General features: G+C 64.8%; 25 protein-coding genes and 1 pseudogene. 11 read left to right on the forward strand and 15 right to left on the reverse strand.

The genetic code is table 11. The features are described from left to right. Window positions 1–6: 6 nt before the first annotated feature. From J9314_RS04385 to J9314_RS04425, 9 genes are all read right to left on the reverse strand, one after another. Window positions 7–801, reverse strand: a complete 795-nt coding sequence (locus J9314_RS04385; protein WP_246490608.1) for a transporter substrate-binding domain-containing protein — start codon at window positions 799–801, stop codon at window positions 7–9. A 276-nt stretch (window positions 802–1077) separates the two neighbouring features. Further along, window positions 1078–2520: an MFS transporter gene (locus J9314_RS04390; RefSeq protein WP_210604717.1), complete on the reverse strand. Its 1443-nt coding sequence runs from the start codon at window positions 2518–2520 to the stop codon at window positions 1078–1080. 252 nt (window positions 2521–2772) lie between these two features. After that, window positions 2773–3522, reverse strand: a complete 750-nt coding sequence (locus tag J9314_RS04395; RefSeq protein WP_210604718.1) for a peptidylprolyl isomerase — start codon at window positions 3520–3522, stop codon at window positions 2773–2775. 91 nt (window positions 3523–3613) lie between these two features. Then, window positions 3614–4831, reverse strand: a complete 1218-nt coding sequence (locus tag J9314_RS04400) for an MFS transporter (RefSeq protein ID WP_210604719.1) — start codon at window positions 4829–4831, stop codon at window positions 3614–3616. A gap of 141 nt (window positions 4832–4972) precedes the next feature. Beyond that, on the reverse strand, window positions 4973–6304 hold the full coding sequence (gene pcaDC / locus J9314_RS19505) for a bifunctional 3-oxoadipate enol-lactonase/4-carboxymuconolactone decarboxylase PcaDC (RefSeq protein ID WP_210604720.1): 1332 nt from the start codon (window positions 6302–6304) through the stop codon (window positions 4973–4975). A 41-nt stretch (window positions 6305–6345) separates the two neighbouring features. After that, on the reverse strand, window positions 6346–7716 hold the full coding sequence (locus J9314_RS04410) for a lyase family protein (protein WP_210604721.1): 1371 nt from the start codon (window positions 7714–7716) through the stop codon (window positions 6346–6348). 4 nt (window positions 7717–7720) lie between these two features. Beyond that, window positions 7721–8305, reverse strand: coding sequence for a protocatechuate 3,4-dioxygenase subunit alpha (gene pcaG, locus J9314_RS04415; RefSeq protein ID WP_210604722.1), 585 nt, complete (start codon window positions 8303–8305; stop codon window positions 7721–7723). Next, entirely contained in the window at window positions 8298–9158 is an 861-nt protein-coding gene (pcaH, locus tag J9314_RS04420) for a protocatechuate 3,4-dioxygenase subunit beta (protein WP_210604723.1), read from the reverse strand. Before pcaH ends, pcaG begins: the two co-directional genes overlap by 8 nt. A 70-nt stretch (window positions 9159–9228) precedes the next feature. After that, on the reverse strand, window positions 9229–10413 hold the full coding sequence (locus tag J9314_RS04425) for a 4-hydroxybenzoate 3-monooxygenase (protein ID WP_210604724.1): 1185 nt from the start codon (window positions 10411–10413) through the stop codon (window positions 9229–9231). Window positions 10414–10667: 254 nt separating this feature from the next. Between J9314_RS04425 and J9314_RS04430 the strand changes: the two genes are divergently transcribed. The 5 genes and pseudogenes from J9314_RS04430 to J9314_RS04445 all read left to right on the forward strand — a co-directional run bounded on the left by J9314_RS04430 (window position 10668) and on the right by J9314_RS04445 (window position 13913). Next, the gene (locus J9314_RS04430; protein ID WP_210604725.1) at window positions 10668–11279 is read left to right on the forward strand and encodes a SipW-dependent-type signal peptide-containing protein; all 612 of its coding nucleotides are present in this window, start codon (window positions 10668–10670) and stop codon (window positions 11277–11279) included. A 14-nt stretch (window positions 11280–11293) separates the two neighbouring features. Further along, window positions 11294–11473 (forward strand): annotated as a pseudogene (locus tag J9314_RS19440) (hypothetical protein); the annotation flags it as partial. Window positions 11474–11569: 96 nt separating this feature from the next. Beyond that, on the forward strand, window positions 11570–12004 hold the full coding sequence (locus J9314_RS04435; RefSeq protein ID WP_246490609.1) for a hypothetical protein: 435 nt from the start codon (window positions 11570–11572) through the stop codon (window positions 12002–12004). Between the two features lie 2 nt (window positions 12005–12006). After that, on the forward strand, window positions 12007–13428 hold the full coding sequence (locus J9314_RS04440) for a signal peptidase I (RefSeq protein ID WP_210604727.1): 1422 nt from the start codon (window positions 12007–12009) through the stop codon (window positions 13426–13428). A 53-nt stretch (window positions 13429–13481) separates the two neighbouring features. After that, window positions 13482–13913, forward strand: a complete 432-nt coding sequence (locus tag J9314_RS04445; protein WP_210604728.1) for a hypothetical protein — start codon at window positions 13482–13484, stop codon at window positions 13911–13913. A gap of 77 nt (window positions 13914–13990) precedes the next feature. Here the strand turns inward: J9314_RS04445 and J9314_RS04450 are convergent, their stop codons facing one another. Continuing rightward, window positions 13991–14827 carry a phosphosulfolactate synthase gene (locus J9314_RS04450; RefSeq protein WP_210604729.1) on the reverse strand — a complete coding sequence of 279 codons (837 nt, stop codon included), beginning with the start codon at window positions 14825–14827 and terminating at the stop codon, window positions 13991–13993. A gap of 49 nt (window positions 14828–14876) precedes the next feature. Further along, window positions 14877–16301 (reverse strand): MmgE/PrpD family protein, encoded by a 1425-nt coding sequence (locus J9314_RS04455; RefSeq protein WP_210604730.1) that lies wholly within the window; start codon window positions 16299–16301, stop codon window positions 14877–14879. A 205-nt stretch (window positions 16302–16506) separates the two neighbouring features. On the opposite strand from J9314_RS04455, the gene J9314_RS04460 reads away from it, so the two are divergent. Together J9314_RS04460 and J9314_RS04465 are read left to right on the forward strand one after the other, a co-directional pair. Continuing rightward, window positions 16507–17562 (forward strand): YeeE/YedE family protein, encoded by a 1056-nt coding sequence (locus J9314_RS04460; protein ID WP_210605523.1) that lies wholly within the window; start codon window positions 16507–16509, stop codon window positions 17560–17562. Continuing rightward, window positions 17559–17783, forward strand: coding sequence for a sulfurtransferase TusA family protein (locus J9314_RS04465; protein ID WP_210604731.1), 225 nt, complete (start codon window positions 17559–17561; stop codon window positions 17781–17783). Before J9314_RS04460 ends, J9314_RS04465 begins: the two co-directional genes overlap by 4 nt. 19 nt (window positions 17784–17802) lie before the next feature. Here the strand turns inward: J9314_RS04465 and J9314_RS04470 are convergent, their stop codons facing one another. Further along, complete coding sequence (locus J9314_RS04470) at window positions 17803–18573, reverse strand: class II glutamine amidotransferase (RefSeq protein ID WP_210604732.1); 771 nt, start codon at window positions 18571–18573, stop codon at window positions 17803–17805. A gap of 74 nt (window positions 18574–18647) precedes the next feature. Here J9314_RS04470 and J9314_RS04475 point away from each other — a divergent pair, with 74 nt between their 5' ends. Beyond that, on the forward strand, window positions 18648–19181 hold the full coding sequence (locus tag J9314_RS04475) for an O-acetyl-ADP-ribose deacetylase (protein ID WP_210604733.1): 534 nt from the start codon (window positions 18648–18650) through the stop codon (window positions 19179–19181). Between the two features lie 12 nt (window positions 19182–19193). Here the strand turns inward: J9314_RS04475 and J9314_RS04480 are convergent, their stop codons facing one another. Next, window positions 19194–19445 carry a hypothetical protein gene (locus tag J9314_RS04480; RefSeq protein ID WP_181274524.1) on the reverse strand — a complete coding sequence of 84 codons (252 nt, stop codon included), beginning with the start codon at window positions 19443–19445 and terminating at the stop codon, window positions 19194–19196. A 235-nt stretch (window positions 19446–19680) separates the two neighbouring features. Between J9314_RS04480 and J9314_RS04485 the strand changes: the two genes are divergently transcribed. Both J9314_RS04485 and J9314_RS04490 read left to right on the forward strand, forming a co-directional pair. Continuing rightward, window positions 19681–20322, forward strand: a complete 642-nt coding sequence (locus J9314_RS04485; RefSeq protein WP_210604734.1) for a type IV toxin-antitoxin system AbiEi family antitoxin domain-containing protein — start codon at window positions 19681–19683, stop codon at window positions 20320–20322. A gap of 43 nt (window positions 20323–20365) precedes the next feature. Further along, on the forward strand, window positions 20366–21103 hold the full coding sequence (locus tag J9314_RS04490; protein WP_210604735.1) for a nucleotidyl transferase AbiEii/AbiGii toxin family protein: 738 nt from the start codon (window positions 20366–20368) through the stop codon (window positions 21101–21103). A gap of 59 nt (window positions 21104–21162) precedes the next feature. Here the strand turns inward: J9314_RS04490 and J9314_RS04495 are convergent, their stop codons facing one another. Further along, on the reverse strand, window positions 21163–21921 hold the full coding sequence (locus tag J9314_RS04495) for an SDR family NAD(P)-dependent oxidoreductase (RefSeq protein WP_210604736.1): 759 nt from the start codon (window positions 21919–21921) through the stop codon (window positions 21163–21165). 209 nt (window positions 21922–22130) lie between these two features. On the opposite strand from J9314_RS04495, the gene J9314_RS04500 reads away from it, so the two are divergent. Then, a complete protein-coding gene (locus J9314_RS04500; RefSeq protein WP_210604737.1) occupies window positions 22131–22694 on the forward strand; it encodes a dihydrofolate reductase family protein in 564 nt (187 codons plus the stop codon). 4 nt (window positions 22695–22698) lie between these two features. Here J9314_RS04500 and J9314_RS04505 read toward each other — a convergent pair whose 3' ends face one another. Then, entirely contained in the window at window positions 22699–23430 is a 732-nt protein-coding gene (locus tag J9314_RS04505; RefSeq protein WP_246490610.1) for a GTP pyrophosphokinase, read from the reverse strand. Window positions 23431–23505: the final 75 nt, after the last annotated feature.

Here is a 23505-nt window from a genome sequence, read left to right on the forward strand (position 1 = left end):
GTGCGATCACTTGGGAGCGTCGCCGAACCACTTTTCGTAGATCTTGTCGTACTCGCCGTTGTCCTTGATCTCGGCGAGAGTGTCGTCCACGGCCTTCTTCATCTCCGAATTGCCCTTCTTCATCGAGATGCCGTAATGCTCATCGGTCTTGATGTCGAAGCCGATCGCGAAGCCCTTGTTCTCGGTGTTGTAGTTATAGAGGACTCCGTTGTCGTTGATGACGGCGTCGACCTGGCCGGTCTTGAGCGCTTCGAGCGAGAGCGGCAGGTCCTCATAGGTGACGACCTCGGAATCCTTGAAGTGTTCGTTGGCGTAGTCGAGTCCGGTGGTGCCCGCCTGTGCGGCGACCTTGAAGCCCTTGAGAGCGGCTTCGTCCTTCGCGGTCTTGTCGGCCTTCGTGAGGATCGCCTGGTTCGCGTCGAAGTACGGCTCGGAGAAGTCCGCAGCCTCTTCGCGCTTCGGCTGGATCGTCGTGGCCGCAGCGGCCACGTCGCACTTGTTCTGGTTGAATTCCGCGCCCGAGGTGATCGTCTCGAAGGAGGTGTTGATGATCTCCTGTTCGACGCCGAGCTTCTTCGCCACGGCATCGACGATGTCGACGTCGAATCCGACGACCTCACCGTCCTTCTCGAACTGGAACGGCTGGTAGGACAGGTGCGTGCAGGTCGTCAGCTTGCCCTCCTTGACGAGGGGGACACCGCCTTCTGCCGTCGCCGCGGGTTCCGAATCGCCTCCGCCGCAGGCGGACAGGGCGAGCATGGCGCCGACGGCGACAGTGGCCAGGGTCAAGCGTCGTTTCATGGTTCCTCCAGTGAGTCGGTGACGGGTGTGTCACGCAATCGCGGATTGCCAGGTGGTCGTACCTGAGCAACGTCTGAGAGGAATCCTACCGTGAACTGGGTCACACTTCGGTGCAACCGATGACCGCCGAGGCGGTTGTGACGAAATCGTAGTTTTGCCCCCTTGTGAGGGCGGCCGGCCGAGCTTCGCGAGCGGGAGCCGTGCGGGCACGGCGCAGGGCCCGACCATCGCGAACGATGATCGGGCCCTGCCTGAGCTCGGTTCGGCCGAAGCCGCTCAGCTCAGCTGATCCTCCATGTCGAGGTCGCTGGTGTCCTTGGCCAGCCACAGGGCTGCGAAGGTGAGGATCGCGGCGCCGATGATGTAGAGGCCGCAGTAGAAGATCGTGCCACTCTCGGCCTGCCACAGCGCGACCATCGCGAAGGGAGCCGGGCCGGCGCCGATGACGCTGGCCATGTTGTAGGACACGGCCGAACCGGTGTAGCGGACATTGGCCGGGAAGAGCTCCGGCAGATAGGCGGCCATCGGCCCGAACGTCAGCCCCATGAGGATGAACCCGACGATGAGGGCGATGACGACGCCAGCCGTGCCCGCGTTGAACAGCGCATTGACGACGAGGCCGTAGGCGGCGATGGCCACCGTCACGCCGAGCAGCATCTTCCGTCGCCCCAGCTTCTCGGCAAGGGGTCCGGAGACGACGGTGAAGATGCCGAAGAAGACGACGCCGATGATGAGGTAGGTGAGGAACTCGCTCTTCGTATAACCGAGCCCCGCGACGAACCCGGCGGGATCGAAGGACGTTCCGGCCGCCTCGGCGACGGTCCGTGCCTGTTCCACGGTGGCCGGTGAGGTGCCGTAGGTCAGGGTGAACGCGGTCATGAAGTAGAAGATCACGTAGGTCGCGAGCATGATGAAGGTGCCGAGGATGAGCGGCTTCCAGCTCGTGGCGAAGACGCGGCCGATCGGGGCCTTCGAGATCTGCTGCTTCTGCGCGACGAGCTGGAAGGCCGGGGTCTCCATGAGGGAGAGGCGGACCCACAGGCCGACGGCGACGAGGATCGCCGAGAGCAGGAACGGGATGCGCCAGCCCCACGCAAGGAATGCCTCGGGGGAGGTCCACGAGTTCAGGCCGACGAAGAGCAGGTTGGCGATGATGAAGCCGACCGGGGCGCCGAGCTGTGGGAAGGTGCCCCAGATGGCGCGCTTGCCCTTCGGGGCGTTCTCGGTCGCCAGCAGGGCAGCACCCGACCATTCGCCGCCGAGGCCGACGCCCTGGCAGAAGCGCAGGAGGACGAGCATCGCGGGGGCGAGGACGGCCCAGCCCGGCGCCGAGGCGGTCGGGAGCAGTCCGATGAGGAAGGTGCCGATGCCCATGATGAGCAGGGAGGCGATGAGTGTCTTCTTCCGGCCGATCCGGTCACCGAAATGACCGAAGATGATCGAGCCCAGGGGGCGCGCGACGAAGGCGACGCCGAAGATCGCGAACGAGCTCAGCAGCTGCGTCGTCGAGGTCTGATTGGGGAAGAAGAGCGCCGGGAAGACCAGCGACGAGGCGGTCGCGTAGGCGTAGAAGTCGAAGAACTCGATCGTGGTGCCGACCATCGAGGCGGTCAGGACCTTGCCGCGGGTGTTGTTCTTCCGAGTCGCTGCGATGGCGTCGGACTCGACGTCGGCGTCGGGTGAGGGGTTCGGATTCCCCGGTTGTGTTTCGGTGGACATGGTGTCGTTGTGCTCCGCTGTTTCGTGAGTGCAGGCACGGGCGGGTGGTGCTCGTGTCAATGGAAAAGGGCCGCCGATACTGTGCGAGCACAGCGTCGACGGCGACGGATAGACACTACGCCCGTCTCACGAAATGCGTTTTCCGCGTCTCGGAAGACGAGATTGCTCGGTCATCCGAGTATTTTCGCGGGCTGGTGACCAGCAGAGATGTGGTCGCAGCCCGCCGGCGGGCACGGCTCCTGCGGTCACGACTCAGGCGTCGACGGAGACTCCGGTGATGGTGACCTTCTCCTTCGGCGCGCCGTCGCCGGCACCGGAGTCCGTGCCCTTGGCTGCGATGTCGGACACGGTCTTCGTGCTGTCCTTGTCGAGGGAGCCGAAGACGGTGTAGTCCGGAGGCAGCGAGCTGTCGTCGTAGACGACGAAGAACTGGGAGCCGTTGGTGTCGGGCCCGGCGTTGGCCATGGCGAGGGTGCCTGCCGGGTAGGTCTCGGAGCCGTCGACCTCATCGGCGAACGAGTAGCCGGGTCCGCCCGAACCGGTGCCGGTGGGGTCGCCGCACTGGAGGACGAAGATGCCCTCGGTGGTCAGGCGGTGGCAGTCGGTGTCGGCGAAGTATTTCTGCTTCGCCAGGGACAGGAAGCTGTTGACGGTGCAGGGGGCACCGTCGGCGTCGAGGGTCACGGCCAGATCGCCGGCGCTCGTGGCGATGGCGGCTTTGACCTTGCCCTTCGCCTGCGGCTTCTCATCAGGGGTGTCGACGTCCTTGGCACCGGACTGCGAATCCTTCGGGTACGAGCAGGTGCCGGGCGCGGCTTCGGTCGAGGTCTCCGCGCTGGTCGAACTGTCAGCGGAGCCGCCGGAGTCGCCCTCGGAATCGGACGATCCGCACCCGGTCAGGAGCAGAAGCGCGAGGACCGCGAACGCGGCCAGGGCCAACAGAACGGCTGGCTTCGGTCGGCGGGTCAGGGCATGAGAGCGACTGGGCGCGGGGTGATCCATGCCTTCATCGTAGCGGCACTCAAATATAGGTCACCATCGGATACTTTCAGCGCTGGAAAGTATCCGATAGCGACCTAGATCTGCTCGGAACTCAGGTTTCGACCGGGGTGCGGGTGCTCTTGTCGGGAGAGCCGCCTCGGCGGAGGAAGATCGCGACGGAGATGACGATGAGTCCAGCCAGGCACAGGCCGACGCCCACCCAGGCGGGTGCACGGTAGCCGAGTCCTGCGGTGATGACGATGCCGCCGAGCCACGCGCCCAGTGCATTGGCGAGGTTGAACGCGGCATGATTCATGGCCGCGGACAGGCTCGGGGCGTCATGGGATTCGCGGAACAGGCGCATCTGCAGGGCCGTGGTGATCATCGATCCGGAGATGCCGATGAGGAAGAGCGCGATGATCGCGATCGCCGGGATGTGGGTGAAGGCGCCGAAGGCGGCGAGCACGAGGGCGGAGAGGATCATGCCGCCGGTGGCCGAACGTTCGATGGACTTGTCGACCAGCGGCCCGGCGATGAGGGAGCCCGCGGTCATGCCGAGTCCGTAGACGGCGAGCACCCACGGGATCGCGACCTCGGGGACGCCGGCGACGTCGGTCATGGTCGGGGTGATGTAGGTGTAGACGGCGAACATGCCGCCGAAGCCGACGGACCCGGCCACGAGCGTGAGGATGATCTGCACGCGACCGAGCGCCTTGATCTCCCCGCGCGCCGATGGCACCTCACCGGCGCCGACGCTCACACGCGGGACGGCGATGGCGACCATGATGACGGTGAGGACGCCGAGGGCGGCGACGAGGGCGTAGGCGCTGCGCCAGCCGAGCATATTGCCCAGGGCCGCGGCGAAGGGGACGCCGAAGATGTTCGCGATGGTCAGTCCCAGCATCACCCGCGACATGGCGCGTCCGCGGCGGTTGACGGGGACGAGGGAGGCGGCGACGACCGCTCCGATGCCGAGGTACGCGCCGTGGGGCAGGCCCGAGACGAAGCGGGCGAGGTTGAACAGGGCCGCTGTCGGTGCGAGCATCGAGGCGAGATTGCCCAGGGCGAAGAGTCCCATCATGCACAGGAGCAGGATCTTGCGGTCCATGTGCGCCGCGATGGTCGTGATCAGGGGTGCGCCGACGACGACGCCGATCGCGTAGAACGACACCGCGTGGCCGGCCTGGGGGACCGTGATGCCGAGTTCGTCGGCGATCATCGGCAGCAGACCCATCGTCGCGAATTCGGTCACGCCGATGGCGAAGGCGCCGATCGCCAGGGCGAAGACGGCGAATTTGTAGACTCCGCGAGAGACCGGGGCATCGCTCATGGGACTCCTTCGGAGACGTGGGGTGTGGGGGACGACCGCACCAGCCTATTGCCCATCGCGGATCCTCGGAAGTGCAGAACGACGCAATGTGACGATTCGAACAGGCCTCGGCCCGACTTCGGACACCCCCGCCGAGGTGGCTCAGAAGTCGGAGGATTCCTCCGCATCGACCTCGGCCAGGGCCTGTGAGGCGACGGAGAAGGCCGTGTTCGCGCTCGGCACCGAGCAGTAGATGGCCGACTGGAGGAGGACTTCCTTGATCTCGTCCCGGGTCAGGCCGTTGCGCAGCGCCGCCTTGACGTGCATCGCGAGTTCGGCCTCGTGGCCGCCGGCGATCATGGCCGTGAGTGTGATTGCCGAGCGCATGCGACGGTCCAGACCGGGCCGGGTCCAGATCTCACCCCACGCATAGCGGGTGATGAGGTCCTGGAAGTCGCTCGTGAAGTCGTCGACCTTCGCATTCGCCCGATCGACGTGGGCGTCGGACAGTACTTCGCGGCGCACGGTCATCCCGGCCTCGCGGACCTCGTCGCGGCTGGCTTCGCGCGGTCCCGAGGCGGTGGGCAGAGCGGCCGCGCCAGCACCACCATCGGCGCCGGCGGATCCTCCAGCCGCGGCGGTTCCTCCCGCCCCGGCGCCGAGGCCCTTGCCGCCGAAGAAGTCATGGAGCAGTCCTGCGGTCACGGCGGGCGCCTCGGCGGGCACCAGATGGGCGGCCCCTTCGATGACCTCGAGGAGGGCACCAGGGACGGCGTTCGCGATCTCGGCGAGCTTCCTCGCCGGGGTCGGCTGGTCCTCGGAGCCGGCGACGGCGAGAACCGGGCGGGTGATCTCGGGCAGGCGTTCGCGGACATCGAAGTCGGCCAGTGCATAGCAGAGGGAGGCGTAGGAGAATCGGTCGGCATCCTGAAGTGAGTGCAGCAGCGCGGCCGAGGCTTCCGGCTCGCGGTCCATGAAGCCCTCACCGAACCAGCGCTGTGCCGAACCGATGATCTGAGTCGGTGTGCCCGAGGTGGCCACGGTCTGGGCGCGCTCCTCCCAGGCAGTGGCCTCACCGATCTTCGCGCCGGTGCAGAACACCGCGATGCGACCGAAGCGGTCGGCGTGGTCCAGGGCCAGCTGCAGGGCGGTGGCCCCGCCGATCGAATCGCCGGCGAGATCGACGGGCGTGCCGGGGGCGACCACATCGGGAAGGACGCGATCGAGAGTGGACAGGACCGCCTCGGCGAGGTCGGACATCGTGATCCGCGGAGCCACCGATGTCTCCGGGGGAACGGTGATCGGGGTCGAACGGCCGTGCCCGGGCAGATCGATGCCGATGACCGTCGTCTCCGGACTCACCGCCGCGAATGCGGTCGCCGCCTGCTGCCACAGCGCGGCCACCGAGGTGCCCAGCGAGGGGAGGACGACGAGGACCCGAGCCTCGTCGGCCGGGGTCGTGGGGGCGGTGAGAACGGATGCGGTGAGCTCCATGGATGTCACTTTCTCGAGTGTGTTTTCTCAGTCGGGGTGTCTCAGTCGAAGGACGGCAGGTCGATCTCCTGCGGTCCGGATTCGTCGATGGTGGCAAGGATGGTCCGGCGGATGTCCTCGGCCTCTCCGAGGTAGGACTCGGGGGTGAAGAACTCGGAGATTCCGTCCTCATCGCCGACCGCTTCGCGCAGCGCGGCCACGGGGTCCGAGCCGGGGGCGATGATGTCAGCGACCTGGTCCTTGGCCAGGCGGTCGCCGAAGACGATGGTGAGTTTCTCCCCGAAGATCCCGGGACTGGCGGCATCGAGGTTCGCCCGCATGGCCTCGGGGCGGACGTGCAGGCCCGCGATCATGTCATCGAGGATGGTCAGGGATGAGATCGCCAAGGTCATGAGCTCGGACAGGGCCGGCCATTCGGCATGCCAGGCACCGTCGGAGCGTTCTTCGACCGCTTCGGCGGCGGCCGTGGTCAGGGTGGACAGCGCGCCGGGCACGCGTATGCCGTTGCGGTGGAGGAGCACCGCCGAGGTGGGGTTCGATTTGTGCGGCATCGCCGATGATCCGCCGGTGGCTGACAGCGACAGCTCGCCGATCTCCGGGCGGACGCCGATGAGGACGTCGCGGGCGATCGAGGCACCCACGGTCACGCATTGGGCAAGGTGGGATCCCCACGAGAGGATGCGCACTCGGTCCGTGTGCCAGGGGACGGGGGTCTGGGTGAGTGCCGCATCGGGGCCGACCATCTGGACGTGGAATTCGCGCAGCAACGAGTCGGTGGACTCCTCGGCGAACCAGCGTATGGCGGCGCGTGTGCCCGCGGCGCCGCCGACCTGCACGTAGTCGACGTAGGGGGCCTGAGCTTGGACTTCGTTGACCTCGGCGGCCCACGTGGCTGCCTTGAGGCCGAATGTCGTCGGCAGTGCCGGTTGGGTCAGCGTCCGTGCCAGACACAGCGTCTCGGTATGAGTGTTCGAGAGCTCGACCAGGGAGGCGCCGATGACTTCGAGTCGGGCCTGGAGCTGGCGCACCACGCGGGAGACGAGCAGACCGATGGCCGTGTCGATTACGTCCTGGCTGGTCAGCCCCCGGTGCAGACACCGTGAGGCCTCCGGGCTCAGCCTCGCGCGGACGAGGCCGAGGAACGGGATGACGGGATTGCCGCCGGATTCGGCGGCCTCACCCAAGGACTCGAGCTCGGTGTGATCGTCGGTCAGCGTCCGGACGGTGGCATCGATGGCGGCGGCCACCTCGGCGCGGGTCTCCGACGACACCAGCCCCACCCGTCCCTGGGCGACGATCCACGCGGTTTCGACCTGCCCGATCGCGGAGATGAGCGCGGCGTCGTCGATGGCTTCGGCGCCCCTCAGATCGCCGGGGGCGAAGAGGAAGCGGGTGTGGGCGGTGTCGGTCATTGCGTCAGTCCTCGTGGCCGGGGAATCGGAGGAAGGGGGTTTCCTCCTCACCCTGCAACCGTATGTCGAACCGCAGCGATCCGTCAGCCCCTCGGGTGGCGATGAGGCGTCGGCGGTCGGCCTCGTCGAGGGAGGACAGGAGAGGGTCGGCAGCCAGCGCCTCGGTGTCCTCGGGCAGGTAGATCCTGGTGAAGAGGCGGTTGAGCAGACCGCGGGCGAAGATGACGACGCTGATGAACGGGGCCTTGCCCACCTCGGTGGGGCCGGGGTTGACGGTCGAGAAGCTGAACTCGCCCTCGGGGTCGACGGCGACGCGGCCGAAGCCGGTGAAGGAGAAGCCGTTGCGGCGCAGCGATCCGGTCGCGCGGGGCACGTCGCCGTTCTCGTCGGGCTGCCAGATCTCGAGGATGGCGTCCGGGACGCGTTCGCCCGCCCCGTCGTAGACGGCGCCGGTCAGCTGCACGGCGCGTGCGGAGCCGGGGGGCACGAGTTCGTTGTCGTACTCGTACGGCAGAGCGTAGCCGTAGAACGGTCCGACGGTCTGGCCCGGGGTGGGGGTGAGGTCCGGGGTTGCGGTGAGATCAGTCATCGTCCTCTTCTTCCATCCAGGTCCGGTTGGCTCCGGTGAGCACGATGTCCCAGTTGTAGCCCATGAGGAATTCGTGCTCGGTGATGTTGTGGTCGTAGGTTGCGACCAGGCGGTCGCGGGCCTTCTGGTCGGTGATCGACTGGTAGATCGGGTCGAGGGCGAAGAGCGGGTCGCCGGGGAAGTACATCTGGGTGATCATGCGCTGGGTGAATTCGGATCCGAACAGCGAGAAGTGGATGTGGGCGGGCCGCCACGCGTTGTGGTGGTTCTTCCACGGGTAGGGGCCCGGCTTGATCGTGGTGAACGAATACTCGCCGTTCGGCCCGGTCAGGGTGCGCCCGACACCGGTGAAGTTCGGGTCGATCGGGGCCGGGTGCTGGTCGCGTTTGTGGATGTAGCGGCCGGCCGAGTTCGCCTGCCAGATCTCGACGAGCTGGTTGCGTACGGGTCGGCCGTCACCGTCGAGGACGCGCCCGGTGACGCGGATGCGCTCGCCGATGGGTTCGCCGTCGGCCTGGATCGTCAGGTCCGATTCGAGGGTGCCGATGTCGCGGTGGCCGAAGGCGGGGGAGAAGAGCTCGATCGTCTCCGGGTCGGTGTGGCGGGGATCCTTCGTCGGGTGGCGCAGGATCGAGGACCGGTAGGGCCGGTAGTCCAGGCGCGGCTGAGTCTCGGGCTTCTGCCCGGCGGCGAGGTTCTGCTTGTACTGCGATTCGATGTCGGCGATCTCCGCCGACAGGGTCGCCTGGGATTCTGCGGCGTCATCGGGGCCCTTCACGGCCTCGTTGATGACGGTCGGGGAATCGAAGGCCTCGGAGGCCTCATCGGTGTCCGAGGTCTGATGCTGACTCATCGTCGAACCTTTCTCTCTTGTGGTGCTGATATCTGTGCGGAGTGCGTGTGGGGAGGAGTGGGGGAGCGGGTCAGCCGTGGGGCCAGCCGGTGTAGCACTCGGCGAGGTAGCGGCGACCGTGTTCGGACTCGAGGATGGAATGGAGCTCGCCGAGGCTGCGCTTCGTTTCGAACGCGTCCTGACTGGGGTCGGTGTGGAGCATCCGGGTCATCTGGTACGAGAAGTTCTGTGCCTTCCAGACCCGCTTGGTCGCGGTCTGCGAGTAGGCGGCAAGCGCCTCGGCGTCGGATTCTCTGAAGGCTGTGATCAGGGCCGGAGCGAGCACGGAGACGTCGGCGAAGGCGAGGTTGAGACCTTTCGCCCCGGTCGGAGGGACCGTGTGGGCGCTGTCGCCGGCAAGAAACATCGAACCGTGCTGCATCGGCTCGGTCACGGCCGAGCGGAACGGGAGGACAGTCTTGTCGATGATCGTCCCGGTCTTGAGTTCGAAGCCGTCAGGGCCGTCGACGCGGGCTTGGAGTTCGGCCCAGATGCGGTCATCGGACCAGTCTGTGACATCGGTGTCCGGGGAGGTCTGGAAGTACATGCGCTGGACGGCGTCGCTGCGCTGGGAGATGAGGGCGAACCCGCGATCGGAGCGGGAGTAGATGAGGACTTCGTGGCTGGGTGGGGCTTCGCAGAGGATGCCGAACCAGGCGAAGGGGTATTCGTGGAAGAACCGCTGTCGGGTGCCCTCGGGGATCATCGCGCGGCAGGGGCCGCGGGAGCCGTCGGAGCCGACGATGTAGCGGGCGGTGATGCGCAGCTCTTCGCCGTCGGCGGTGGTGGCCGTGACCCAGGGGGTCTCGGTTTCGATATCGCCGAGGCGGGTGTCCGTAACCGAGTAGAAGATCGGTTCGCCGGTGCGTTCGCGGGCGGCGGCGAGGTCGACGAAGATCTCGTTCTGCGGGTAGAGCCAGACGGATTCGCCGACGAGTTCGGGGAAGTCGAAGGAGTGGGAGACGCCGTTGACGCGGATGTCGATGCCGTCGTGGCGGTGGCCTGAGGTGTGGACGCGGGATTCGACGCCGGCGGATTCGAGCATGCGCACGGATCCTGCTTCGAGGATTCCGGCGCGGTGGGTGTGCGCGATGTCGTCGTGGCTGCGGTTGTCGATGACGACGGATTCGATGCCTGCGTTGTGCAGCAGGTGCGCGAGCATGAGTCCCGCGGGACCTGCGCCGACGATTGCGACGTCTGTCTGAAGTTCTGGCACCGTGGCCTCCTTGCCTTCTCTCGTCCATTCAGTGTGCGCCCGGTCACTGACACAAGGCGACGCCGTTCTCAATGAATGGGAGAGGAGGCTTGGGGGAGTTCGGGACGGATTCTGTTGAAAGTCTCTTTTCTATAACAGATCACAAAAGTGATGGAAAAAGGCGCTTTGAAAGTAATTCATCAGTCATCATGAAATCATTCCCCACCACTCTTCACTGTGATCGGTGCTCATGCACCCCTGGACAAGGAGTCTCCGTGACCGCTTCCAAGACCCGCTCCCGCAAGTTCAAAGCCATCCTCGCCGGAGGTATCGTCCTCGGCGTCGGCGCAGCCGTAACCCTGGCCGCCTGGACCGACGACGAATGGGCCGAAGGTGTCTTTGGTGCCGGTTCGTTCAACGTTGAGGGCAGCACGACGGGAGCGGCCGACAGCTTCACCGATCACGAGAGCGCGGACGGCGCGGCATCACTGGACTTTGAGCTCCCCGCCAGTGACAATCTGTCTCCCGGAGACGCTGTGGCTGCTCCGTTCGTGCTTCGTCTCGATGAAGCCACCACATACGACGCGACAGTCGACCTCACCAGCGCGGCCGGAACGGGAGCCAACGCTGCCAACCTGACCTACGGGATCGTTCAGGTCGCCAATGCCGGTGCCTGCACCGTCGGCGCGACAGGCACACAGATCGTTCCCTCCGACACCGCACTGAGCTCAACGACGGGTAAACAGGGCTTCAACCTCACTGCCGGTGCCGACGGTGAAGCCGGAGCACAGGTGACACTGTGCTTCACCGTCACCGCGGGTGACGATCTCTCTGAGGGCGATAAAGCGACCGCCCAATGGCAGTTCACCGCGACCTCGGCCGAATGACGCTGATCTGATCGATGCGCTTTTCATTGTCGCGATTGCGCCATCTCTTCTCTGGCAGGAGGGCACCGTCAAGTGCCCTCCTGCTGAGTCGACGGCAAGTTCGACAGCGGCGCCGGCTGCGCAACCGACGCATCAAAGCGATTCTCGCCGGTGGGCTCGTCTTCGGTGTGGGCGCGACGGCGACGGTGGCCGCGTGGACGGACAGCGAAAACGCTGAGGGCTCGTTCACGGCAGGCCGATTCGACATCGAGGTCTCGGTCGATGGGAAGAACTGGACGAGCAATCCGACCATGACCTTCGACGCAGGCAATATGTTTCCCGGGGCAAAGTCGTATGCGAAAGTATTCGTCCGAACAAGCTCGACGACGACGATGAACGGGACCGTGAAGGTCTCCGGGGGTGGAATCACCAATCCGGGAACCACGATCGGTGCCAGCCTCGCATATCGGGCTGTCACTCAATCGACGACGACCAGTGGCATGGGAAGCGTGACCTGTACCGAGAACTCATTCACGGGAAGTCCCACATACGCCCTCGGAACCGCGAGCCGAATTCCGCTGAAGACCGCAATCACCTCAGGCAGTACCCAGTCCCTGAGTAAGCAGGCGACGTCGGTTCAGGCTTATTGCTTCGAGGTCGTTCTTCCGGACACGACTCCCAATGCGGCGCAGAACACCTCGGCGACCCACACTTGGACGTGGAGCGCCGAATCAGTGGCGGGATGACGATGTCGGAGCATCGTGAGGTCAAGCGAGGCAGGGTGGGCGCGTGGTTCGGCGCGGCCCTGCTCAACATCCTCGCCGTTCTCGGAGTGGTGTGCATCGTCCTCGTCATCCTCAGCGTCGTCTTCAACATCTCGATCATGATGTTCAAGACCGGTTCGATGAGCCCGACGATTCCGGCCGGTTCGATCGCCCTCGTCCGGGAGACCCCAGCCGCGCAGATGGAGATCGGCGATGTGGTCACCGTCGACCGTGGGGAGAAGATCCTGCCGGTCACACACCGAGTGGTCTCCATCCTCGACAAGGACGCCCAGTCAGGACGTGTCACGTTCGAACTGCGCGGTGACGCCAACGAAGAGAAGGACCCGGAGCCCTACACAGCGACGACTGTGCGCACGGTGATGTTCTCGATTCCCGGGGTCGCTCCGATTCTCCAACAGTGGCGCAACCCGTTCCTGCTCGGCGGTATCACGATCGCAGCGAGCCTCCTCGTCGTCTGGGCTTTCTGGCCGCGGCGTGGCGACGAACCGGACGAGACCGACAATCCGGGCGAGAGTGACGGATCCGCCGATGGCGGAGAGCCATCGGCAAGCGCTGTACGGGGCAAGGTCGACGAGTTGCGAGCCCCCGCTCGCTCGCCCAAGCACGCCGTGGCAGCTCCGATCATCGTTGCGATGCTCTTCGGCGGAGGAGCCGCAGCGGACGGCTTCGGAGTCGACGCGACTGCAAGCGGAAGCACAGGCGCTGTCTCAGCCCAGTCCTCGTCGGAGGTTCACGGTCAGTATCTGCGATTGAAGGCGTTCGGCGACGACGAGAAGATGCTCGGTCTCAGCCCGGGTTCATCAGCGAATTGGATCGTCGACGTGTGGGTCGAGGATGCCGATCCCGGTACGGTCGACCTCGAGATCGGTGCAGGACAGGTGACGGAGCCGCTCGCCTCAGCGCTGGTCGTCGATGTGCACAGCTGCGATCGGACCTCGGCCGACGAAGGATGCCCGGAGGGCTCACGCAGCTTGCTGAGCGGGGTGCCACTGACCGATTTGGGACGTGCGCCAGACGGTAACCGAGTGCTCGACGAAATGCCGAGTGAGGACGAACGACGTATCGATGTGACTGTCTCGCTGCTGCCCGGTGCCGATGCGCAAGAGGTCGCAGGAGAGACGAGCAGCGTCCGGATCACCGCGCTGGGTCAGGGGGAGGAACTCTCCGTGGGCCCAGGCGACCCTGGGCCAGACGATCCGGGCGAAGCCGACGCCGATTCCGACGGGTCAGGCACGGACGATCCTAGTGCGGAAGGGCCCGGCGGGTCGGGAGACCTGCCGTGGACCGGCATCGACGGATGGCAGTGGTTCCTGCTAACCGCGTTCGTGCTCATTGTCGTGGGATCGGCTGTCGTCTCGCGGACGCGGAGGGCGAAGCAGTCATGACTCGAACGTTCTCTTGGAACCGACTCCGAGTCGTTCTCGCTGTAGTCGCACTGTTGGCGATCGTCCTCGTGCCCTCTGTGGTCAATGGAACCGTCGCGGGGTGGAAAGACACTGAGAAGGGTGCCGGGGAGTTCACCGCAGGATCGGTGGAAGCGGTACAGAATCTCAAATGCATCAATCAGGGTGTAGGCGGTCTCCTGACGAGCTCCGTCAGACTCGAATGGGCTCCACCTGCCTCACAGCCCCCTGTAGCGCACATCTACCGGATCACTGTGAAGAAGAACGGCTCGGTAGATACCGTCAACACCACCAGCCAGCTCAACTATCTGTATACGGACAGTCGACTAGTCAAAATATCGAGCTACGAACTGACCGTGCAGCAGGTGACCACTACCGGCGAATGGGCGGGGCCCGCCCGTACGGCCACGGCTACCGGAATTTCGGTTGTACTCGGCCTGACGATGGTTTGTGGGTCGGGCAACTGACAACAGAAGCCCGATCTCCACCTTGAAGGCACCGACGAATTTCGTCGGTGCCTTCGTTGTGACTCAGAAAGAGGCGATCACGGAGCCGGGCTGATCACCCGTCCCCAGGTGGACTTGTTGCCCCAGATGTTCTGGCGCAGGCCCTCGAGCTGGAGGATCTGCGAGTGGTCGACGAACAGGTTGCATTCGTTTCCGTAGTTCTTGATGTACCACTCGAAGACCGGGCCGTCGGCGGCTTCGAACATGACGTTCTCGAGTCCCAGCCCGTTGATGATCGAGGCGGCCGCGGCGGTGTTCCACTCGTCGACGTTCTCGGTAATGCCTTCCGACTCGATCATGATGATCGAGGCTCCGGCATCCAGGGCCCGCTTGCCGCGGTCGACGAGGTCGCCGATGTCCTTTGCGGACTCAGCTGCCAGCTCGGCCTCGCCGGAGTCTCCGCCGGAGCCGATCTGGATGCCCAGCTCCGGCTTCGCCTTCAGCCCTGCCTTGACGACCTTCTCCACCAAGCGCTCGAGTCCTGAGGTCGGCAGCATGATGAAGCCGGTCGAGATCTCGATGACGTCGAAGCCGACCTCCTTGGCCTCCTTGAGGTACTGGTCGACCGCGTCGTCGCCATAGCGCAGGACCGTTTCGATCCAGCCGCCCGAGGACACATACGCGCCGTTCTCATGGGCGATGTCGCTGAAGGCCTTGACCTGGTCGGCCGGGACGAGCGAGAACGATCCGCCCGCCCACTTGATGCCGTCGACCCACTGACCAGCGACGTCGAAGACGTCCTGCAGATGCCGGGTGCCGAAGGTCGAATAGTAAGGTGCGCGGATCTCGGTCATCCCGATGGTGCGGGGCTTGGCCGGGCGGTAGGCGCGGGGAACGAAGTTCATGGACACATCGAAATCGATGGCGTTCGACATGGTGATTCCTTTCTTCGGGGTGCCGGGATCTCCGGCGGGTGACGCAGTCTCAGCTGCGAGTCTGGGGAACCTGGGCGAGGAGCCGGGTCAGTTCACGGATCGGATGATTCTCGAGGTCATGGACGAGGTCCGCGATCTCATCACGCAGCGCCGCCTCGGCGAAGGGGGAGGTCAGGGCGTCGAACTTCCGACGCGCGCCTTCCCAGTCGAGGGGATTCGTGGTGAAGCCCTCGTAGTCATCGGTGCTCGCCCGGAACGTCGTCCCGTCGCCGAGGGTGACGACGAGGTCGGCACACATGTGCTCGGGGAAGCGGTCGCTGAACTCCTGCGAGGGTGTGATCGTCACCTTGTGCATGAGGTCTTGCACATCGTCGTCGACGATGCGCTCCGGCTCGTACTGAGCAGGGTTGAGCTCCCCGTCGAGGAGGACGACCGCGACCATCCACGGCAGCGAATGATCCGCCTCCTCCTTCGTCCGGATCGTGCGCTTGTCGCCCTCCTCACCTCCGCCGATGATCGAATAGGCGACGTCGAAGGTCTTCAGCTCCACGCTGGCGATGGCATCGGCGCGGAATCCCTCCTGGCGTCGGATCTCCTGCGCGGCGTCGAGGGCCGACTGCGAGTGGATCTCCGCATTGTGCTTCTTGATGATCGTGCCCGTGACCTTCTCGAGGTCCTCTCTCGACCAGTCGAGGTCGAAGTCCCCGGCCAGGGCCTTGAAGCCCTTGTTGCCCTCGAAGACCTCAGCCGGGCCGGTGATCCCGTGTGCGGCGAGCAGAGCGTCGAAGACGCCCTCCTTCGACACGTGCGGATACGCCAGCCCCTTCCAGTGGCTGAGGTCCCCGGTCCGGGTCACGCGCAGCGCAACATTGGCGGTGCCGGCCATAGCTGCGGCGTTCGCGATCTGCTCCGCGTTCAGACCCAGGGCCTTCGCCGAGGCGGCGCCGGCGGCGAACGCGCCCTGCGTCGTATGGTCGAAGCCCAGGTCACGGACCGGAGCGACATCCGAGAGACGCGCGTGGATCTGGTAGGCCACCGCGAAGGCCGTGAGGAAGTCCTCACCGCTGGCATCGGCGTGCTCGGCAGCGGCGAGGACCGCGCCCATATTGTCCGAGGGGTGATTCGTCTCGCCCTTCGCGAGGTAGGCATCCATGAAATCGAGATACCTGCTCAGAGCCGAGTTGAAGAACGCGGCATGGTCCGGACTGGCGTGGCCGCCGCCGATGAGTGTGGCTCCGTGCCCGGCATCGAGGTCCTCGATGAGGGCTCTGATCTCCTGCAGCGGGGGAGCGTCGAGGGCGCCGATGGCGACGCCGATCGTATCGAGGACGCGGATCTTCAGCTGTCCGAGAGCCTGCTCGCTGAGCATGTCCAGCGAGGCCCGGTCGACGAATTCTGCGAGTGACTGGACTTCTGTCTGTGTTGCCTCCGCTGTCGCTGTCTGAGCTGTGCGGGGCGTGAATGTCGTTGTCATTGTGACCTCTCCTAGTTAGGTTAGGTATCCCTAAGCATGCGCTCAAAAGTATCTTGACGTCAAGATACTTTTGGTAAGATCCATGTCACACCGAGACCACTGCGTGGAGGTACTTGCGGTTGCGGTTGACGAAATCTGGATTGTTGAGCAAAATGGGGCGTTGTTGTGGTCGCCTGCGGCCATGTCTCACAGAGAAAGCGGTTCTATGATCATCACCGGACTCGTCGTCGGGCTGGTTCTCGGCTTCGTCTTCCAGCGCGGACGCTTCTGTGTCACCGGGGCGTTCCGCGACCTCACCCTGACGGGTAACACGCGCTGGTTCTCGGCGCTCATCGTGCTCATCGCCGTCCACTCCCTCGGACTGTTCCTGCTCAACACCTTCGGTGTCATCACCCTCGAAGCGGAACCGTTCCCGTGGCTCGCTTCGATCGTCGGCGGCCTCATCTTCGGCTTCTCGATGGTCTTCGCCGGCGGCTGTGCGACAGGCACCTACTACCGAGCCGGTGAAGGGCTCATCGGCAGCTGGTTCGCGCTGATCTTCTATGCGCTGTTCTCCGCGATCATGAAGCTCGGACCCGCCGCCGGATTCACCGACGGCATCCGCGCGATCACTCTGGACAACGGAAGCCTGCAGGCGAGCACCGGACTGAGTCCCTGGGTCTTCGTCATCGTCGTCTCGGCGATCGCGATCTGGCTGACCGTTCGCCACGCGCGCAAGCTCAAGGCGCCGATGGCCACCCTGCCTCCGCGCAAGACCGGCCTGGCCCACCTGCTCACGGAGAAGCGCTGGAATCCCTTCGCCACCGCCGTGGTCATCGGCATCATCGCCACGATCGCCTGGCCGCTCTCGGCAGCGACGGGACGCAACTCCGGGCTGGGCATCACGACCCCCTCGGCGAACCTCGTCGGCTACCTCAGCACCGGCGACTCCGAACTCATCGACTGGGGTGTCATGCTCGTCATCGGCATCCTCATCGGGTCGTTCATCGCCGCCAAGGCCTCCGGAGAGTTCCGGATCCGCGTCCCCGATCAGGCCACAATCATCAAGTCGATCATCGGCGGCATGGGCATGGGTGTCGGCGCGGCCATCGCCGGCGGCTGCACCGTCGGCAACGCGATGGTCTCGACCGCACAGTTCCAGTACCAGGGCTGGGCGTCCGTGGTCTTCATGATCGTGGGAGCCGGAATCGCGGCCAAAGCCACCATCAAACCCAAGCAGTCGCAGGCCGCAGCGCCCGCGGCGGAAAGCAGGACGGTATGAAGCAAGTACTCGAAACAGATGGCCAGGTCTGCCCCTTCCCCCTCGTCGAAGCGAAGGAAGCCATGACCGGTCTCGACGCGGGTGACGAACTCGTCATCAATTTCGACTGCACGCAGGCCACCGAGGCGATCCCGCAATGGGCAGCCGAGAACGGCTACCCCGTCACTCACTTCGACCGCGTCACCGACGCCAGCTGGACCATCACCGTCCAGAAGGCCTGACCCAGGTCCCGTAGCCCAGCTACAGCCGAACGATCGTCTCTGCGCCGTCGACGACGGTCAGCCGCATGATCGTGTTCTGCTCGATGAGGCTCCAACCGTGATGTTCGAGTCCCGAGGAGGACACGATCATTGCGTTTTCGGCCGAGCGTCGCCAGCTCATCCGGTAGTAGTGGTCGTGATGGTCCGGCGGCAGCGGCCCCTGCAGATAGGGCACCTCGGTGCCGGCGGTGGCGTGGACGACGATCATCTCTTCACGAGTGAGCAGGAGAAGATTGATGCCCGGATGATCGAAGTCGGCCCGCAGCATCCGCACGGTCCCGGTCACCGCGTCGAGCAGTGACTCTCCCTGGCGCAGGCGACGAAGGACGAGGGCGAAGACGATCGCCGAATCCGTCGTGCCTCCGACCTCGTCGATCTCGTCAAGGCTGACATATTCACGCAGCCTCTCGATCGGGTGGACCGAACCGTTGTGCGCCATCGCCACGCCATCGGCGAGGAACGGGTGCGTGTTCTCCTCGAGATCGGCCAGCCCCGTCGTCGCCATCCGCAGATGGCAGATACGACCGTCTGTGGCCTCCGTGTCCAGTACACGGGTCAGTCGCGGATCGTCGGCACCCTCGGTGGGCGTGCGGAACCGCGCGACCGCCTCGGTGCCGGTGTCGATCCACGCCGTGCCCCACCCGTCGTCGTGGAGGTTGCCCATGGACTGCCACTGGCGGCACTCATCGGCACCGATGAGATCCGCGGCGGTCGTCGGGGTAGGGGAGATGAAACCGAGCAGCCTGCACATGAAGCCTCCTTCACAGTGATTCCAGGCTACGCCCAACGGTGGGCAACGTCCGGAGGGCTGTCTAGACTCGAGGCATGAAGATCACGGTTCTCGAAGGCGATATCACCGAGGTGGCCGTCGATGCGATCGTCAACGCGGCGAATTCGGGCCTGCTCGGAGGCGGCGGGGTCGACGGGGCCATCCATCGTGCGGCCGGGCCCGCGCTGCTCGAGGCCTGCCGCGAGGTCAGGCGGACGTCTCATGTGCGCGGTCTGCCGCCGGGGCAGGCGGTGGCCACGGTTGCCGGTGACCTGCCCGCCCGCTGGGTGATCCACACGGTCGGGCCGAATCGGAACGCCGGTGAGGCCGATCCCGAGGTGCTCGAGTCGTGCTTCGAGTCGAGCCTCAACCTCGCCGAGGAGGTCGGTGCCACCTCGATCGCGTTCCCCGCCATCGGTGGCGGCGTCTATGGATGGTCGCCCAGGGAGGTCGCCGAGGCGGCTCATTCGGTCATCGTCGAGGGACGGTCGCGTGGGCGTTGGAAATCGATCGGTGAGATCCAGTTCGTCCTCTTCAGCGAGCAGATGACGAGTGTGTTCTGCCAGGTCTTCGACCACGATCAGTGGTGAGGGGACGACCGCTCACGCCGGTCGGTGGCGAAGACCGGCGACTGCCTTCACGCTGAGCGCGGCGATCGCGCAGCCGGCCGCGAGGAGCAGCGGGACGCCGGAGATGACGGATTCCACGACGTACTCGGGCCCGGTCTGCAGGATCGGCCCGACGATCTTGACGAGGAGGAAGCCGAGGACTCCGAGGAGGAAGAAGAACGCTGCTGACTTCCCGAGGCGGACCGGCAGACTCTTCAGAGTGCCATTGACGTTGTACCGGCTCATCACCGATCACCTTCGATCTCGATCATGGTCCAAACCGTTTGGGCTCTGCCTCGACGCTACTCCTCAAAGCAGAGGGGGTCCTGGGAATCGGGAGGATGCTGGGTGGGATTAGGCGGAGGTTGACTGACAATAAATCGGAATGGCGTGGGGTTGAACGTTGCAGTGCGATCGAGGCCAGCGAACTATGCACATATATACCGATAGAGTATATTCGTGCATAGTTGGAGGTGATGTCATGGCTGAAGCAATCAGCTTCTTGAGAGCCGTCGCGCGCTCACCTATGCGCACGATGCGCTATCAGGATGCTCGCGGCCTCGGCTCCAACTCATGGCGGGTGCTCGATGAACTCGTCGACCAGGGCGCACTCAAGCGCTTAGCTCGCGGAATCTACACAGCACCTCCCGATGGCCGAGACGCCAGGACCTGGTCGCCGAGTCTGGAGATCGCCGGACTCGCCGTAGCAACGGCGCGTCACGGCAGCCGCAATGCCATCCTCATGGGGCTTGGGGCTGCGAGATTCTGGGGTGCGATTCCACGCGCTGTGGGGGCCACAGTAGTGGCGGTCCCGGTCGCTGGAAGGCGCCCATTGGAAGTCGGTACTGGCACAGTGCATTTCGCTCATCGGGAGTTGGAGCGGGTTGAGGCAGTGCTGGAGCGGACTGAGCTCGGTTCTGGACTGATCGCAACACGAGAACAGACCCTCTACGATCTCCTGATGCGTCCGGCACAGGGCGGCGACACCGAGGCTGCGGCAGAAGGTGCTCGAAACCTGCTTCCGCAGATAGATGTCACCGAGTTCAGAGATCTTGTCGCGACCGCTCCGCGATTGAATGACCGAGTACGGAGTATCTTGGATTCGAGGCGGGGAGTCTCATGAACCCTGTGGAATACACATCGCAGGAAGGACCTCATGGTCATGCTTGACGAGGACGAAGCAGTTCTTTTCGCGAACAAGTTCGGGGTCGCTGAATCGCAAGTCCGTCGTGACTATGTCATCTCACATGTGCTCGGCCGCACTCGCGGCATCCGTAGCGGACGACGTTGTCTTCTTCGGAGGTACGGCGTTGACTCGGACGTACCTTCCTGACCTGAGATTGTCCGAAGACATCGATCTGATCGCGAAAGGTGACCGCGGTGCGACGGCAGCTGCCGTTGAGCGGGCCATCGTCAGGAACCTGCGTCGAACAGTGGGCGTCCCCGAGTTCACCCCGGCGCTGGTAAAAACGCGTCATCCAGCACCCTCGGTGATGGCAATCGACGAGACGCGCATCCAGATACAGCTTCTGTCACAGACTGGATACCCGGCCTGGCCATCGGAGACGCGGCGCATCGAACAGCGGTACAGCGATGCTCCTCCAGCTCAGCTCAGAGTCCTCACCCCTCCGGCTTTCGCTGCTGCGAAGCTCTCGGCCTGGAACGACCGGAGAGCCGCTCGAGATCTCTACGATATGTGGGCGATGGCGACTCACGACATGATCGATGCTGACGCTGTCAGGCTGTTCTCACGGCATGGCCCATTTACGAGTCCTGAGGCAGTTTCGTTCGACGACGTTCCCTCCGAGAAGCAATGGGCAAGCGCGCTGGCTCACCAATGCCGACCGAAGGTCAGCGCCTCAGAGGCGGCGGCAATAGTCCAGCAAGCATGGTCGACGACCTGACATATTGCCATGAAGTGACGTCGCCGAATCGGAGGTCCCGGACTTGCCGCCGCAACGGCTCACACCGCGGTGTAGCCGCCGTCGATGAGGTAGTAGGCGCCGGTGACGAAGGAAGCGTCGTCGGAGAGCAGGAAGCTCACGACCTTGGCGACCTCCTCGGCGGTGCCCAGACGTCCGAGCGGGTGCTTGGCTTTGAGGCCTTCGAGAGTCTCGGCGTCGAGGCTGTTCTCCAGCAGGGGCGTCGTGATGTAGCCCGGTCCGACCGCGTTGATGCGCAGACCCTCGGCGCCGTATTCTGCGGCGGCGTTCTTCGTGATGCCGACAACGCCGTGCTTGGCGGCCGTGTAGGCGCCGTTGTTGATCGCCGCGACCGTTCCGTGGATCGAAGCCATATTGACGATCGCAGAGTCCTTCGCGCCCGCCTTGAGCATGGCCGGAATCTGGTGGCGCATTCCGTAGAGCACGCCGTTGAGGTTGACGTTGATGACCTTGTCCCACGAGTCGAGGTCGGTCTCTCCTGCAGGAGCCTGGACACCGCCGATGCCGGCGTTGTTCACCGCATAGTTGAGGCCGCCGTAGGTGTCGACGGCGAACCTGACGACCTTCTCGGAGTCCTCGCGAACGCTCGTGTCCTGCTGGATCGCCGAGGCGGTTCCGCCGGCTTCGGCGATCTCACCAGCGACTCGTTGTGCGGCGTCGAGGTTGATGTCGGTGATGACGACCTTCGCGCCCTTGGACGCGAGGTCCTTGCTGATAGCTTCGCCGAGTCCGGAGCCTCCACCGGTGACGAGTGCGACCTTGCCTGTGAAGTCTGCCATTGTCATTGCCTTCTTTCATCTGCTGTGACAGGGCGGGATCATCCGGCCCGTATTCAGTGCAACCAGGGATGCGCAGGTGACATTCCTTGTGCGTGAGTCTCGTCGCTCACCCAGGCAATGATCGAGCTCGTAGCCATTGATCCAGCGGGGCCGGCGTGATTGACTGTCCGCAGTTGCATTCTGCAATCACTGATGCTCGAGGGGGAGCAATGGGAACAGTGGCATGGGGTTTCACCTGCTCGATCGACGGGTTCATCGCCGGACCCGACCACGACATGTCGTGGCTCTCGGCCTCGGAGCCGATGGTGGAGGGGTCCACCGAAGACATGGCCGGAAAGGTCGCCGTCATCATCTCCGGACGTCGCGGCTATGACGCTGCTGCGGCGCAGGCCGACGAACGGGACGAGCTGACTTCGGAAGCGTACGGAGGAGCGTGGTCGGGGACGGAGTTCATCCTCACCCATCGTCCCGAGGAGCTCGCGGGGGATGCCTCGGTGACGGCGCTCAACTGCCCCATCGCCGAGGCGGTCGACCGGGCCCAGGCCATCGCCGGCGATCGCGACATCCAGATCATCAGCGCCGATATCGCCCGGCAGGCTCTCGAGGCCGACCTCATCGACGAACTCCAGGTCTACGTCGCCTCGGTCTTCCTCGGCGACGGAACCCGGATCTTCGACGTTCCCGGCGGCAGACGAGTCGACTGGGAGCTCGTCGAGATCGACGAGGCCAACCGGCGCAGCTTCGGCCGCACCTATCGTCCGAAGCGCCGTTGAGAGCTCAGCCCTCGCGCCGACTCAGCTCCCACAGGATCCGCAGAGCCTCCTCGTCGAAGTCCTCCCCGGAGTCGACATCGGGATCACCGTTGCGGACCTCGGAGTGGAGTTGTTCCATCTGTCGGTCGAGCTGATCGGACGCGGCGGCCGCCTCGGTGAGCTCATCGATGAGTCGGTCGGGGACATCTCCGGCGAACTTGTAGTGGATCTTGTGTTCGAGGCTGGCCCAGAAGTCCATCGCGATCGTGCGGATCTGCACCTCGCAGATGACCGGCACCGGACCGCCGCTGAGGAACACGGGCACCTCGAGGATCGCGTGGAGGCTGCGGTATCCGTTCGGCTTCGGGCTCGCGATGTAGTCCTTGATCTCCACAACCCGGATATCGTCCTGCGCCGTCAGCAGCTCGAGCACATGATAGGTGTCGGCGACGAAGCTGCAGGTGATGCGGATGCCCGCGATGTCCGTGATCTTCTCTCGGATGGTCTCGATGTCGAGCGGCAGGCCGCGGCGGTGGACCTTCTCCAGCAGGCTGCGCGGAGACTTCACGCGTGAGGAGATGTGCTCGATCGGGTTGTAGCTGTGCGTAGACGCGGATTCCTCGCGCAGGATCGAGATCTTCGTGAGGAGCTCTTCGACGACGAATCGGTGCTGCATGATCATCTGGGAGAAGTCCTGGCGCAGCGTGCGGAGGCTTTCGATCTGCTGCGGCGAAAGCGCCGAAACCACTGTCTTCATCTCTCTTCCTGTCTCCATCGTGGGCTCAGTCTATCGAGCCGATGCGATGTCCCGCCCCTGACCTCTGGTCTGCGT

It is taken from the genome of Brevibacterium oceani (genome assembly GCF_017948325.1).
GTDB lineage: Bacteria > Actinomycetota > Actinomycetes > Actinomycetales > Brevibacteriaceae > Brevibacterium > Brevibacterium oceani.

What these genes read in the sequence shown, in the direction of transcription:
- J9314_RS04385 (WP_246490608.1), bottom strand. Translation starts at nt 801, where the DNA reads ATGAAACGACGCTTGACCCTGGCCACTGTCGCCGTCGGCGCCATGCTC.
- J9314_RS04390 (WP_210604717.1), bottom strand. Translation starts at nt 2,520, where the DNA reads ATGTCCACCGAAACACAACCGGGGAATCCGAACCCCTCACCCGACGCC.
- J9314_RS04395 (WP_210604718.1), bottom strand. Translation starts at nt 3,522, where the DNA reads ATGGATCACCCCGCGCCCAGTCGCTCTCATGCCCTGACCCGCCGACCG.
- J9314_RS04400 (WP_210604719.1), bottom strand. Translation starts at nt 4,831, where the DNA reads ATGAGCGATGCCCCGGTCTCTCGCGGAGTCTACAAATTCGCCGTCTTC.
- pcaDC (WP_210604720.1), bottom strand. Translation starts at nt 6,304, where the DNA reads ATGGAGCTCACCGCATCCGTTCTCACCGCCCCCACGACCCCGGCCGAC.
- J9314_RS04410 (WP_210604721.1), bottom strand. Translation starts at nt 7,716, where the DNA reads ATGACCGACACCGCCCACACCCGCTTCCTCTTCGCCCCCGGCGATCTG.
- pcaG (WP_210604722.1), bottom strand. Translation starts at nt 8,305, where the DNA reads ATGACTGATCTCACCGCAACCCCGGACCTCACCCCCACCCCGGGCCAG.
- pcaH (WP_210604723.1), bottom strand. Translation starts at nt 9,158, where the DNA reads ATGAGTCAGCATCAGACCTCGGACACCGATGAGGCCTCCGAGGCCTTC.
- J9314_RS04435 (WP_246490609.1), top strand. Translation starts at nt 11,570, where the DNA reads ATGACCTTCGACGCAGGCAATATGTTTCCCGGGGCAAAGTCGTATGCG.
- J9314_RS04440 (WP_210604727.1), top strand. Translation starts at nt 12,007, where the DNA reads ATGTCGGAGCATCGTGAGGTCAAGCGAGGCAGGGTGGGCGCGTGGTTC.
- J9314_RS04450 (WP_210604729.1), bottom strand. Translation starts at nt 14,827, where the DNA reads ATGTCGAACGCCATCGATTTCGATGTGTCCATGAACTTCGTTCCCCGC.
- J9314_RS04455 (WP_210604730.1), bottom strand. Translation starts at nt 16,301, where the DNA reads ATGACAACGACATTCACGCCCCGCACAGCTCAGACAGCGACAGCGGAG.
- J9314_RS04460 (WP_210605523.1), top strand. Translation starts at nt 16,507, where the DNA reads ATGATCATCACCGGACTCGTCGTCGGGCTGGTTCTCGGCTTCGTCTTC.
- J9314_RS04465 (WP_210604731.1), top strand. Translation starts at nt 17,559, where the DNA reads ATGAAGCAAGTACTCGAAACAGATGGCCAGGTCTGCCCCTTCCCCCTC.
- J9314_RS04470 (WP_210604732.1), bottom strand. Translation starts at nt 18,573, where the DNA reads ATGTGCAGGCTGCTCGGTTTCATCTCCCCTACCCCGACGACCGCCGCG.
- J9314_RS04475 (WP_210604733.1), top strand. Translation starts at nt 18,648, where the DNA reads ATGAAGATCACGGTTCTCGAAGGCGATATCACCGAGGTGGCCGTCGAT.
- J9314_RS04480 (WP_181274524.1), bottom strand. Translation starts at nt 19,445, where the DNA reads ATGAGCCGGTACAACGTCAATGGCACTCTGAAGAGTCTGCCGGTCCGC.
- J9314_RS04485 (WP_210604734.1), top strand. Translation starts at nt 19,681, where the DNA reads ATGGCTGAAGCAATCAGCTTCTTGAGAGCCGTCGCGCGCTCACCTATG.
- J9314_RS04495 (WP_210604736.1), bottom strand. Translation starts at nt 21,921, where the DNA reads ATGGCAGACTTCACAGGCAAGGTCGCACTCGTCACCGGTGGAGGCTCC.
- J9314_RS04500 (WP_210604737.1), top strand. Translation starts at nt 22,131, where the DNA reads ATGGGAACAGTGGCATGGGGTTTCACCTGCTCGATCGACGGGTTCATC.
- J9314_RS04505 (WP_246490610.1), bottom strand. Translation starts at nt 23,430, where the DNA reads ATGAAGACAGTGGTTTCGGCGCTTTCGCCGCAGCAGATCGAAAGCCTC.